13 protein-coding genes are annotated in these 12,377 nt (G+C 67.2%); 4 read left to right on the top strand and 9 right to left on the bottom strand.

Annotated elements, in window-relative coordinates; genetic code table 11:
- Nucleotides 1-79 precede the first annotated feature (79 nt).
- From MNQ99_RS06010 to MNQ99_RS05970, 9 genes are all read right to left on the bottom strand, one after another.
- Nucleotides 80-1,294 (bottom strand): pyridoxal phosphate-dependent aminotransferase, encoded by a 1,215-nt coding sequence (locus tag MNQ99_RS06010; protein WP_127511202.1) that lies wholly within the window; start codon nt 1,292-1,294, stop codon nt 80-82.
- A gap of 73 nt (nt 1,295-1,367) precedes the next feature.
- The gene (locus tag MNQ99_RS06005) at nt 1,368-2,351 is read right to left on the bottom strand and encodes an ABC transporter substrate-binding protein (protein ID WP_241914783.1); all 984 of its coding nucleotides are present in this window, start codon (nt 2,349-2,351) and stop codon (nt 1,368-1,370) included.
- Nucleotides 2,352-2,361: 10 nt separating this feature from the next.
- The gene (locus MNQ99_RS06000; RefSeq protein WP_127511200.1) at nt 2,362-3,081 is read right to left on the bottom strand and encodes an ABC transporter permease; all 720 of its coding nucleotides are present in this window, start codon (nt 3,079-3,081) and stop codon (nt 2,362-2,364) included.
- Nucleotides 3,078-3,848 carry an ABC transporter permease gene (locus MNQ99_RS05995; RefSeq protein WP_241914782.1) on the bottom strand — a complete coding sequence of 257 codons (771 nt, stop codon included), beginning with the start codon at nt 3,846-3,848 and terminating at the stop codon, nt 3,078-3,080. The genes MNQ99_RS06000 and MNQ99_RS05995 overlap by 4 nt, the downstream gene beginning before the upstream one ends.
- Complete coding sequence (locus tag MNQ99_RS05990; protein WP_241915282.1) at nt 3,848-4,909, bottom strand: ABC transporter ATP-binding protein; 1,062 nt, start codon at nt 4,907-4,909, stop codon at nt 3,848-3,850. Before MNQ99_RS05990 ends, MNQ99_RS05995 begins: the two co-directional genes overlap by 1 nt.
- A 151-nt stretch (nt 4,910-5,060) precedes the next feature.
- On the bottom strand, nt 5,061-6,173 hold the full coding sequence (gene rsgA / locus MNQ99_RS05985) for a ribosome small subunit-dependent GTPase A (RefSeq protein WP_241914781.1): 1,113 nt from the start codon (nt 6,171-6,173) through the stop codon (nt 5,061-5,063).
- A gap of 183 nt (nt 6,174-6,356) precedes the next feature.
- A complete protein-coding gene (locus MNQ99_RS05980) occupies nt 6,357-6,812 on the bottom strand; it encodes an NUDIX hydrolase (RefSeq protein ID WP_241914780.1) in 456 nt (151 codons plus the stop codon).
- Between the two features lie 28 nt (nt 6,813-6,840).
- Nucleotides 6,841-7,095, bottom strand: a complete 255-nt coding sequence (locus MNQ99_RS05975) for a hypothetical protein (RefSeq protein ID WP_241914779.1) — start codon at nt 7,093-7,095, stop codon at nt 6,841-6,843.
- Nucleotides 7,092-7,757: an ArsR/SmtB family transcription factor gene (locus tag MNQ99_RS05970; RefSeq protein WP_241914778.1), complete on the bottom strand. Its 666-nt coding sequence runs from the start codon at nt 7,755-7,757 to the stop codon at nt 7,092-7,094. The genes MNQ99_RS05975 and MNQ99_RS05970 overlap by 4 nt, the downstream gene beginning before the upstream one ends.
- 217 nt (nt 7,758-7,974) lie before the next feature.
- On the opposite strand from MNQ99_RS05970, the gene MNQ99_RS05965 reads away from it, so the two are divergent.
- The 4 genes from MNQ99_RS05965 (at nt 7,975) to MNQ99_RS05950 (ending at nt 12,374) form a co-directional block, all read left to right on the top strand.
- Nucleotides 7,975-9,717: a tetratricopeptide repeat protein gene (locus tag MNQ99_RS05965; protein WP_127511194.1), complete on the top strand. Its 1,743-nt coding sequence runs from the start codon at nt 7,975-7,977 to the stop codon at nt 9,715-9,717.
- 109 nt (nt 9,718-9,826) lie between these two features.
- Complete coding sequence (locus MNQ99_RS05960; RefSeq protein ID WP_241914777.1) at nt 9,827-10,180, top strand: hypothetical protein; 354 nt, start codon at nt 9,827-9,829, stop codon at nt 10,178-10,180.
- A gap of 131 nt (nt 10,181-10,311) precedes the next feature.
- On the top strand, nt 10,312-11,721 hold the full coding sequence (locus MNQ99_RS05955) for a sensor histidine kinase (RefSeq protein WP_241914776.1): 1,410 nt from the start codon (nt 10,312-10,314) through the stop codon (nt 11,719-11,721).
- Entirely contained in the window at nt 11,706-12,374 is a 669-nt protein-coding gene (locus tag MNQ99_RS05950; RefSeq protein ID WP_241914775.1) for a response regulator transcription factor, read from the top strand. The genes MNQ99_RS05955 and MNQ99_RS05950 overlap by 16 nt, the downstream gene beginning before the upstream one ends.
- The last annotated feature ends 3 nt before the right edge of the window (nt 12,375-12,377 follow it).

Genomic DNA, 12,377 nt, shown 5'->3' with positions numbered 1-12,377 from the left:
CTGGTTCTCCCTTCGGCACGGCCCGCGTGGCACGCGGTGGGGAAAGCCTACCCACGCGCGGGTACGGCGGCTACGCCGGTTATTGCCGGTACCCGGTCAGGAATTCCTCGATCCGCCCGACGGCTTCGGTCAAGACGTCCACATTCGGCAACGTGACCAGACGGAAGTGATCGGGCTGTGTCCAGTTAAACGCCCGGCCGTGCGAGATCAGGATCTTCTGCTGCTTGAGCAGGTCCAACGCGAACTGCTCGTCATCCTTGATCGGATAGATTTCCGGGTCCAGCTTCGGGAACAGGTAGAGCGCCCCCTTGGCCTGCTGGGTACTGACTCCGGGGATGGCGTTCAGCAGCTCATAGGCTTTGTTGCGCTGCTCCAGCAGCCTGCCGCCGGGCAGGATCAGGTCGTTGATGCTCTGGTGTCCGCCCAGCGCGGTCTGGATTGCATGCTGGGCCGGAACGTTGGCGCACAGCCGCATGTTGGTGAGCAGGTTGATGCCTTCGATGTAGTCGCCGGCCAAATGCTTGGGCCCGGAGATGGCCATCCAGCCGCTGCGGAAACCGCAGACCCGGTAGGCCTTGGACAGCCCGCTGAACGTCAGGACCAACACGTCGTCGGCCAGCAGCGCCGTATTCACATGTTCGGCGTCTTCGTAGAGGATCTTCTCGTAAATCTCGTCCGAGAACACCACCAGGTTGTGCTTGCGTGCCAGTTCCAGCATGCCTTCGAGGATGTGCTGCGGATAGACGGCCCCGGTGGGGTTGTTCGGGTTGATGATCACGATTCCCTTGGTGTTGGGGGTGATCTTCCGTTCCATGTCTTCCAGATCGGGCAGCCAGCCCTCTTCCTCGACACAGAGATAATGCACGGGATGGCCGCCGGCCAGGGACACCGAGGCGGTCCAGAGGGGATAGTCGGGCGCCGGGATAAGCACCTCGTCGCCGTTGTTCAGCAGCGCCTGCAGGCTCATGGTGATCAGCTCGCTGACGCCGTTGCCCAGATAGACGTCGTCCACGCCGATCTCCTGGATGCCGCGTGTCTGGTAGTACTGCGACACGGCGGTCCGGGCGGAGAAAATGCCGCGCGAATCGCTGTAGCCCTGGGCCGTGGGCAGGTTGCGGATCACGTCCACCAGAATGGCGTCCGGCGCCTCGAATCCGAACGGCGCGGGGTTGCCGATGTTCAGTTTGAGGATGCGCTGGCCCTCGGCCTCCATCCGCTGCGCGTGCTCGAGCAGCGGCCCGCGGATGTCGTAGAGAACGTTGTGGAGCTTATTGGACTGCTTGAACTCGGCCATTCAAAAATCTTCGCACACCGCACGCGCCGCCCCGGTGACCGGAGCGGCGCGTACCTGAACTTGAGGCAAAGCCTTAGTCGGCCAAGCCCTTCTTGGCCAGCCAATCGGCGGCCGCGTCGGCCGGGTTGCGCTTTTCGTCCCCGCTGACCTGTCGGTTGAGGTCAATCAGGTCCTCGGTGGTCAATGCCGCCGAGACCTCGTTGAGCACCTTGGATGCCTTGTCGTCCACGGATTCTGTGCGCACCAGCGGCAGCACCTGCTGGGCAATGAAGTTGTTCTTCGGGTCTTCAAGCACCACCAAGTCGTTGTCCTCGATGGAAGGGGTGGTGGTGTAGATATCGGCCACCTGGATTTTGTCCGTGATCAGGGCATTGAGCGTGGTCGGCCCACCGTAATCGTTGATCGGTTCGAAGGACTTGGGCACGCAGTTGTAGTGCTTCTTCAGTCCCGGCAGGCCGTATTCGCGCTCGGCGAATTCCGGGTTGGCTCCGATCACCAGATCGCCGCAGACCGGGGCCATGTCCTCGATCGAGGTCAGCTTGTGTTTCTCCGCCGTCGCCTTGGTCACCACCATGGCGTCCTTGCTCTCCGCCGCTGCCGGCTCCAGCACGCCGAGTCCCTCGGGCATGGCGGCCGGCAGTGCCGCCATGACGTCCTTCGCGGAGGCGGCCGTCGCACTGGTGTCCAGGAACAGCAGCAGGTTCCCGCTGTAGTCCGGGATAACGTCTACGGAGCCTTCCTCGACGGCCTTCACGTACACCTCCCGGGAGCCGATGCCCGGCTTCGTGGTGACGTCGTAGCCGGCCGCGGTCAGTGCACCCGCGTAGAGTTCCGCAATAATCTGGCTTTCCGTGCCGCCGCTGGAACCGATCACCAGGGACCCGCCGGCGCTTCCCTCCGACGCCGGTGTCCCTTCCTGCAGCGGGTTGGATCCGCCGCCGCAAGCGGCCAGTACCAGTGCCAGGGCCGCCGTTCCTGCCGCGAGCACGCTCCGCCGGGCGGCCGGGCGCCTGGTCCGTTCTTGGCTGTGTGCGTTGATCCCGGGGTGGTTTTTCATGCTCATCTCCTCATATGCCTGCACTGGCTGCTCCAACCTTACTTGTCCTGCCTTTTGACCCGGAGGCGCCGCCGCGCACGCCGGGCGATACTGCGGCTTTCTGCACCACAGCCAACAAGCCGTCCGTCACCAGCGCCAGCGCTGCGATCAGCAGTGCGCCGGCAAACAGCCGTACCGGGTCGCGTAAGGCGAGCCCGTCGATCAGATACCGGCCGAGGCCGCCGAGATTAATATAGGCGACCACGGAGACCGTGGCGATGACCTGCAGGAAGGCGGCACGCACCCCGCCCAGCAGCACCGGCAGCGCGTTGGGCACTTCGGCACGGAACAGCACCTGCCATTCGGTCATGCCCATCGCCCGTGCGGCGTCCACCAGCGGCCGGTCGACGGCAGCAATCCCGGAATAGGTGCCCGCCAGCAGCGGTGGGATGGCCAGGATCACCAGGGCGTAGATCGGAGGCATGAGACCCAGGCCCATCAGGAGGACGAACAGTGTCAGCAGGCCCAGCGTTGGCAGCGCGCGCAGCCCGCTGGCAAGCCCGACGATGGCGATGCGCCCCCTTCCGGTGTGGCCGACAAACAGCCCCAGCGGCAGGGCAATGGCCGCGGCAATCATCAGGGTCAGGCCACTGTAGAACAGGTGCTCGGCCAGCCTGGCCGGAATGCCTGCCGGTCCGGTCCAGTTGGCCGGATCCAGGAACCACTCCGCTGTCTGCTCGAAGAGATTCATCCGCGCACCGCCGCCCGTGCAGCATCGGGCCGCTGTTCCGGGCCGATGCGATTCTGCACCGCCGCGCCACCGCCGGCTTCCGACTCGGTACCGGGCCCGCCCCGGGCGAGGGTATTGGATCCGTCCGTTCCTCTGCGCCGGCGCAGCCACGGCGTGAGTACTCGTTCCAGCACCACCAGCAACAGATCCATCAGCGCCGCCAACACCAGCGTCATGAGAATTCCGACCACGATTTCGGTCATGAAGTTGCGCAGCAATCCGTCGGTGAACAGGAAACCAAGGTTCGGGACGCCAATCAGCGCACCCACGCTGGCCACCGATATGTTGCTCACCGACGCCACCCGCAGGCCAGCCACCAGCACCGGAATACACAGCGGCAAATCCACTTGGAAGAAGCGGCGCACCGGCCGGTAGCCCATGGCCGCTGCGGCTTGCCTGACCCCGTCGTCCACGGACTCCAGCGCATCAACCACCGAACGGACCAGCAGCGCAACTGTATAAACGGTCAGCGCAACGATCAGGTTGGACATTTCCAGGATTCCGGTGCCCAGGATCACCGGCAGGATGACGAACAGGGCCAGCGAGGGGATGGTGTACAGCACCGAGGAAAGGGACAGGATGAGGCCGCGGATGGCGTGGATCCGCCAGGCCAAGTAGCCCAGCGGCAGCGACGCCGCCAGCCCGAGCACCAGCGGAAGCGCGGACTGGAACCAGTGGAGCCAAGTCAGCTCCAGCACATACGGCAGGTTCGCCAGGAACCACTCCATCAGTTGCCGTCCGCCCGGAGCCGCTGCAGCACGGCGGAAGGTTCGATCAGGCCGGCCACACGACCGTCGGCGTCGATGGCAACCCCCGCCCCGGAGGGCGAGGACAGTGCCGCGTCCAGCGCCTGCCTGAGGCTGGAGCCGAGCGTGAACAGCGATCCCCCGATCAGTGCCTTCGCCGGGTCCCGCTGACCGGGAGGCAGCCACCCCGCCGGTCCACCGCCGTCGTTGGTCAACAGCAGCCAACCCTCCGCTGGCGCTTCCGCAGCACGGTCTGCGGTGGCAGTGGCGGCTGGCAGCAGGGTCAGGCCGGCCGCGTTGTTGAACGACAACGAGCGGAAGCCGCGGTCCCGGCCGACGAACCCGGCGACAAATTCGTCCACCGGTGCCCGCAGGACTTCCTCCGGCGTGCCGAACTGCGCCAGCCGGCCGCCTGTGGCGAAGACGGCCAGCTTGTCGCCGAGGATGGTCGCCTCGTCGATATCGTGGGTGACGAACACGATGGTTTTCGCCAGGTGCTGTTGCAACCGCAGCAATTCCTGCTGCAGCTCGGCGCGGACCACCGGATCCACCGCGCTGAAGGGCTCGTCCATCAGCAAGATCGGCGGATCGGCCGCGAGCGCCCGGGCCACCCCAACACGCTGCTGCTGGCCGCCGGAGAGTTGGGCCGGGTAGCGGTTGCCCAACTCTTGCGCCAGCCCGACGACGGCGAGCAACTCCTCGGCGCGCTTCCGCGCAGCCATGCGGCGCACTCCGTTGAGCCGCGGCACGGTGGCAACGTTGTCCAGCACGGTGCGGTGCGGAAGCAGTCCGGACGACTGCATGACATAGCCCATGGAACGGCGCAGGGCCGCGGCGGGTTGGGCGGAGACATCCTGGCCGTCCACCAGCACGGAACCAGCGGTTGGCTCTACCATCCGGTTAATCATCCGGAGCGAGGTGGTTTTGCCGCAGCCCGAGGGACCCACAAAGACGGTGATCGCACCCCGTTCAATGTCCAGTGTCAGGTCATGGACGGCCGGCTGTCCGGCATAGGTCTTGGTGACTTCCCGGAACTCCACCATCGGGCTCTGCCCAGCCGTGGCTACGGCTGCCGGCTGATCAGCCGGTTGGGCCGTTGGAAGGGCAGTCGGCTGTATGGGCTCGGTCATGCTGAACCTTCCGTGGGAGATCCTGCGGCCGGCGGGCCCGCAGAAGTGCTGGCTCTGAGTCTAATCACCTCCGCGGCCCGTCTGCACGTGGTTCCCGGTGCCCGCGGTAGTCCTTGGCCTGCGCGGCCGCCTTGGCCAGCTTGGCGAACTGCCGGCCGGTCCGGCGCTGCGCCGCCGCGTTCTGCCGCAGGTGCAGGCTGGCCAATTCCCGTTCCATCTTCCGGTAGCTATCCCAGCGCCGCCGCTCCAGACTGCCGTCGGCGAGCGCCCGCTGGACGGCGCAGCCGGGCTCGGCATCATGGACGCAGTCGCTGAACCGGCAACTGGTAGCCAGCTCTTCGATATCGGCGAATACTGTCCCCAGTCCGTCCTCTGCATCCCACAGGGCGAAGCCGCGAATGCCGGGTGTGTCCATCAGCACTGCGCCGTTGTGCAGCGGAATGAGTTCACGCACCGTGGTGGTGTGGCGGCCCTTGCCGTCGCCTGCGCGGACCGCTCCGGCGTCCTGCACCTCCCTGCCCACCAGTGCGTTGATCAGACTGGATTTGCCTGCGCCGGAGGGTCCAAGCAACGCCATCGACCGGCCGGGGGCCAGGTACCCGGCCAAGGTGTCCAGGCCGTCTCCCGTTTCCGCGCTGGTTGTCAGGACTTCGGCACCGGCCGCCTGCTCCACGATCTGGGCGGCGACCTCGTCGTGCTTCCCGCGCAGGTCCGCTTTGGTCAAGATCACCAGCGGCACGGCGCCCGAATCCCACGCGGCCACCAGAGTCCGCTCCAGCCGGTTCGGCGAGAGCGGCCTGTCGAAGGGCGCCACGACGCCGATGATGTCCATGTTGGCGGCCAGGATCTGTTCGGCCGAGAGCGGATCGTGGGCCTGTTTGCGGGACAGCGCGGAAAACCGCGGCAGCAGCCCGGCGATGGCAGGTCCGCCCGCGGACGCCGGACGGCCGGCGTCGTACGCCACCCAGTCGCCGGTGGCCGGCTGCTGCGGCAGCCCCGCGGTCGCCAGATGCAGAAGGCCGCCGTCGGCCGCCAGCAGGACGCGGCCTCGGTCGGTGCGCGCCACCCGGGCAGGGCGGAGGCCGGAATCGGGAAATTCGTCCCTGAACAGCGCGGCGATGCGTTCGGTGTAGCCGTAGCTGTGCAGCAGGGAATGGGGTGTGGATGTGTCGGTCACGACGGTTACCTCGGGAACTGAGGCCTCCGGACCGGGTGTTCCGGCTGCTAGCCGCGGCCGGAGCGGCGGTGGGAGGCGGGGCTGGAGATGGCAACGACATCTGCGGCAATGACGGTCATCACATCCACCTCCTCAAAAAGTCCCAGCGGGCATCGCGGCCCGTCAACCGGACCAGCATAGCGCTCAGCGGCCGGTTGCGGAATGGCCAGCCGGCACACCGTCCGGAAAGAGCAGCCGAAGCCCCAGATCCACCAGGTCGACGCGGTCCAGCGACGGGACCCGGTGGAGCGGAATCCACCGCGCCAGGTCGGTGGACCCGTCGGCCTCGTCCTTCAGTTCACCGTCGATGACGCTGGCTGCGTAGATGACGCGGAAGGCGTGCAGTGGGCGGTTCCCGTGCAGCCGCATCCCAGCCGGGATGTGTTTGCTGTCCACGCCCAGCAGTCCCTGGAGCTCGGCTGAATAGCCCGTCTCCTCCCGGATCTCCCGGACAGCGCCGGTCTCGGCGTCTTCTCCATATTCCAGGCCGCCGCCGGGCAGCGTCCAACGGGGCCAGCCGGCGCCGGTCCAGCGGGCCAGCAGCACGGCGCCGTCGGCGACGATCACGCCGTAGGCGGCAACCCGCGTATCGAATTCCATCCCTTTAGTGTAGGGCGGCGGGCTGGGGCTACCGGGCGTGGATACCGCTGTGTGCTGCAGCCTGGACATCGGTCCGAAGGGTTTCGTGGGCCAGCAGCAGCACGGCAGGAGCACCATGGCTGGGCGTCGGCCGGCGCAGGGCCGCCTGCCGCCGGGAACGGTGTTCTCCGGCCCTCATCAGCGCGCGGCCGGAGTGGATCAGGAACGATTCAAAAGCCGTGGGCCTGATGGTGAAGCCGGCGGAGGACGGCGGGCGGTACGGCTGGCTGGGAACGGTAGTCATGATGGGCTCTCGGTGGGTGGGGGCGTCCGGTCCGAGCGGACGTCGATGATCGGAAAAGCGTTGAGGTGGAGCTGTACCGGGCGGACGCCATCGGTGCTCTCCGCATTCTGGTCCAGATAGGGCGCCGCCAGTTTGCGGACGTAATCAGATGCTTGTTCGGCGATTTCGGCGAGCTGTTCACGGGTCAGCCGGACGTTGATCGTGCTGACCACCGACGCATCCAGCCATTCTTCCGGCACCAGCTCGCTCCCGTGGGCCATGAAGTCGGCCAGCAGGTCCGCCCGGCTGTGCTCGAATTCCCGCGTGACCAGGCGGGCCGCCTCCCTGGTCGCCGGGCTGCCGGCCAGTTCACCGGCGCTGATGGTCAAGCTGCCGGGGGTGCGCCGCCACCAGCGTTCGCGGGCCGTTCCCCGGCCTTCGACCTCGCGGACGAAGTCGTGCTTGGCCAGTTGGCGCAAGTGATAACTGGTGGCACCGCTGGACTCCCCCAGACGTTCCGCGAGTCCGCTGGCGGTCTGCGGGCCGTATTGGGACAACGTATTGAGCAGCTGGATCCGCAGCGGGTGGGCCAGTGCCTTCAAGGACACCACATCCACCCGACGGTCATTGCCGTGCTCGCCCGTCGGGGACGGGATGGCTTCCTGCGTTTGGTGCTGTTCCATGAGCACAATCCTAGACATGCAAAGACTTCTTTGCAAGCAGTTCTTTGCAATGACTTGTTTGTATCCCGCAATGCAGCCTGCCGATGACCATCGCCGCCGCCCCTCTGCGGGGCACTCAGAAGGGCATTGCGCGGACCTCCGTTGGCAGCTAGAACTGAGACCATGGGCAATGCGGCAACGAGGTTCCACGGCACAGCGCTGCGGAAGCGGGGCGGCCGTGCCTGAGTCCGCGGCCACCATGCCTCGCGGCCTGATCGCCGACCGATTGCGTGCCGTCCTGGAGAACGCCGGGCCCGATCCCTCACGGTTCCCTGCTGCCGCCCGGGACTGTTTGGACCGCGCCTATGAGGCCGCCTATGCGGAGAACCATGCCAACGCCCGTGCGTTGGCAGAGGCCGGACTGGCCCGGTCCTCCGACGCCGATCTGGACGTCCGGCTGGGCTTGTACTCGGTGCTGATTGCGCTCGACCAACTGGCCGGAGACGAGAGGCAAGCCCTTGAGTACCTCCAGGCGCGGATAGCCCTGCTCCGCCGCAACGGGCTGGCGGCAGAGGCTGCGGCGGGCGAACGGCTGGGAATCGTCCTGTTCCGCGAGGCCGGCGACCACGACCTGCCGCTGCTGGAGGCCGAACTGGCCCGCCTGCTGGATACCCATTCCCCGGCGTCGGTGACCTCGGACGTCCAGTTAGCCATCGCCGTCGTCCGATCCCAGCGGGGCGAGGCGAAGCGGGCGATCGCCCTGCTGGAAGAGGCGGTGGCCGGCTACGAACGTGCCGGCCGGACCGACAGCTTGTCCGGTGCGCTGATGTATCTGGCCAATACGTACCTGCAGGCCGACCAGCCGGAACGGGCCACGGCGGCCGCTGAACGGATGCTGGCCTTGCCCGGAAACCGTGCCACCACTGCCAGCATGTGGCTGCTGAAGGCCAATGCAGCCGGCGGCGAAGGCGCGGCCGGGCTGGAGGAAGCGCTGACGGCGCTGGAACTCTACGCTGCGGCGGGCGTGCGCAAGGGCGCCATCAGCGCGGCCGTGGTGCTGGCGCGGCTGTGTGCGGGGATGGGCGACTATGAAGATTCCGTGCTGGCCTGGCAGGCGGCCGTGGCGCAAGCTGAACGCGGAGAAGTCCAAGAAGAACTGACCCTGCGTCTGGCCTTGGGAAACCAACTGCTGGAGGCCGAGGAATATGAACTCGCCGGCGAGGTGCTGGCCAAGCTGCTGCAGCGGTTGGAGCAGACCAAGGCACCACACCCGCAGGTGGCCCGCGCCCTGATGAGCATGGGCCATGCCCACCGGCACGCCGGCCGCACTCCCGAGGCGCTGGACTGTTGGCGCCGCGCGGTGGCCGAATTCAGCCACGGCGGTGAGTTCGGCGAGGCGGCCCGCGGCCTGCTGGCGACCGGCACGCTGCTCTCCCGGGAGGACCGCGACAAGGACGCGTTGGTCTGCTTTGAAGCGGCGGTAGCCGCCGCCCGCAAGGCCGAGGACGACGACGCCGCGCTGCCGCAGGCGCTGCACGCACTCGGCCACGCCTTGTGCGAGGCCGGCGACACGAACGGCCTGACCGCCCTGGACGAGGCGATCAGCCTGGCCCGGGAGTACGGTGCACACTGGTACGAGGCGGACTACAGCGACACACGGGCCCGGGGACTGTGGGCGCTGGAGGACGGCACCGCGGCGATCTCGGCCGCACTGCACGCAGCCGATCTCTACTCGGCCGCGGATGACGCCGCCTCGGCCGGCAATTCCGAATTGTTCGCCGCACACGTCCTGGCGGAGATGGGCCGGGCCGACGACGCCGTGCCGATGTTCAAACTGGTGCTGCAGGAGCCCGACGTCGGCCGCACGCTCCGGGTGGCTGCCTATCTGGGGCTGGCCTCTGCCCTCGATGACCTGGGCAGGACGGTGGAAGCGGACATTGCCCGGCGCGCCGCGGACGCCGCGGCCGACGGCACCGACTGACGGAGGTCCGCTCCCGCCGAGCATCCGGCCCACTCCCGCAGCAAGGCCCCACCGGGGCTTCGGGCGAGGCTCTCATCTTGGTCTCATCTGCGCCATGGATACTGATGCCATGCCTCGTGTAGCCATCCGCACCGTTTTGATCACGCTGGCCGTGCTGCTCGGGCTGGGCGCCGGCGGCGCTGCGCTGGCCGCGGCGATGCGTGATCCGGGCACCACTGATCTTGGCCCGTCGATCAGCGTCACGCAGTCCGGATCGCCCGGTCCGGCCGAAACCCCGGCCCCGGCGGCAAGCGAACCGCCGTCGCCGGCTTCCACCCCCAAGCCGTCGCCAACTCCATCCGAACGGCCGCCGGGAGAAGAGACCAAGCCGGTTCCGGTCCAGCCTGCCCCACCGCAGGACTACGATGACGACGATGACGATTGGGATGATGATGGGGATGACGACGGCTGGGATGATGACTAATTCCGGAACAGGTCCGGCTGCAGCGACCCGCCTGCAGAACTGGTCCCGGAACCTTTGCGGCGGCGCCCCGTCCGGCGGCCGTGGATAGTCCCTCGGGCGGGCTTTCGGTCCGTGTCCGGATACTGGCTGCCGTGCTCGCCCTCTCCGCCCTGGGCCTGCTGGTTGCCGGATCGGTCGCCTTCGCCTTGCAGCGGGCCCATATTGTCCAGCGCATCGACGATTCGCTGCAGCGCAGCGTGACCGAGTTCAAGACGTTGGCGGAAACAGGCATCGACCCGGAAACCGGGGAACCCTTCACCCAAGCCAGCCGATTGGTGTTTCTGGCGATGCAACGGACCCTGCCCGCGGCCAACGAAGGCATGCTCGGCCTGGTGGACGGGCAGGTGACCTACACGGCGAGCCCCTCCGTCCAGCTACGGCTCGAGCAGGATGCCGAACTGGTGGCCCGCCTGGGCTCGGAGGCAGCCGCTTCCGACCGGGTCACGCTGGCAACAATGCAGACGCCCCTGACCGTCTACCGGGTGGTCACGGTGCCGGTTCAACTGTCCTCCGACCCTGCCCACAGCACCTTTGTCCTGGCCTACGACTATGAGGCCGAACTGCGGCAGTTGGGGGACATCTTCCTGACCTACGCGCTGATCGGCTTCGGTTCGTTGGTGCTGATCGGCGGCGTGGGCTGGCTTCTGGCCGGCCGGCTGCTCGCGCCGGTCCGGTTGGTGCGCGAAACCGCCCAGCAGATCACCGACGCTGACCTGACCCAGCGGATTCCGGTCGGCGGAAACGACGACATTTCCGAGTTGACCCGCACCTTCAACGACATGCTCGACCGGTTGGAAGCTTCGATGACGGCCCAGCGTCAACTGCTCGACGACGTCGGGCACGAACTGCGAACCCCCATCACCATCCTGCAAGGCCATCTGGAGCTGCAGGACTCGCACGACCCGGCGGACGTGGAATCGGTTCGCGGGATCGCCCTGGACGAACTGGACCGGATGCGCTTACTGGTTGACGATCTGGTCTTGCTGGCCAAGGCCGAACGTCCTGGCTTCGTCAGCGTGGACGGGGTGGAAGTCGGCCAATTGACCGACGACGTGCTGGACAAGGCACGGGCGCTGGGCGAGCGCCGGTGGATGGTCGATGCCCGAGCCGAAGTCCGCTGGCCGCTCGACTACCGGAGGATCACCCAGGCGTGGCTCCAGTTAGTGGCCAACGCCGCTAAGTTCTCCGAGCCCGGGTCCACTGTGGCCATCGGGTCTGCCGTGAGCGGCGATGAACTGCGGCTGTGGGTCAGGGACGAGGGAACGGGCATCCTCCCTGAGGACCAAAGCCGGATTTTTGACCGCTTCACTCGCGGCAGCAACGGGACGCGGGCGGAAGGCTCCGGCCTGGGGCTGACCATCGTCAGCGCCATCGCAGCAGCGCACGGCGGCACCGTGGAACTGGCCTCCGCTCCGGGCGCCGGTTCCACCTTCACTATCGTGATCACCGGGCGGCCGGACGCGGCCGAGGACAAGGAGTTAACAGCGTGGGCCAGATTCTGATCATCGAGGACGAGGACAGGATTAGCTCCTTCGTCGCCAAGGGGTTGAAGGCGGCCGGTTATGTGCCCACTGTGGTCGGCACCGGCCGGGAAGGCTACCATCTGGCCATGACCGGCGATTTCGAACTGGTCATCCTCGACCTTGGGCTGCCGGACCAGGACGGGTTTACCGTACTGCGCCGCCTGCGCGATGGCCGGAACGATACTCCGGTCATCATCCTCACCGCCCGCAGTTCGGTGGATGACACGGTTGCCGGGCTGGAGAACGGGGCGAACGACTACATGTCCAAGCCGTTCCGGTTCGAAGAGCTGCTGGCCCGAGTGCGGCTGCGGCTGCGTTCCGAGGCGCAGCCGGCGGACCTGGCCAGCCTGAGCAGCGGCACACTGAGCCTGGACCTGCGGACCCGACGCGCCAGCGTGGGTGATCGGGACGTGGACCTCTCGGCGCGGGAGTTTGCCCTCGCCGAGGCCTTCCTGCGCAACCCGGGGCAGGTCCTGAGCCGCGAGCAGTTGCTCTCGCGGGTTTGGGGATATGACTTCGATCCAGGGTCCAACGTGGTGGACGTTTACGTCCGCTACCTGCGGAACAAGCTGGGGGCGGAGAAGTTCGCCACCGTCCGAGGTATGGGCTACCGGCTGGTGCCGGACGCCTAAGGC

The sequence above is a fragment of the Arthrobacter sulfonylureivorans genome (assembly GCF_022637435.1).
Classification (GTDB): Bacteria; Actinomycetota; Actinomycetes; order Actinomycetales; family Micrococcaceae; genus Crystallibacter; species Crystallibacter sulfonylureivorans.
This window is presented reverse-complemented; position numbering and strand designations above follow the sequence as displayed.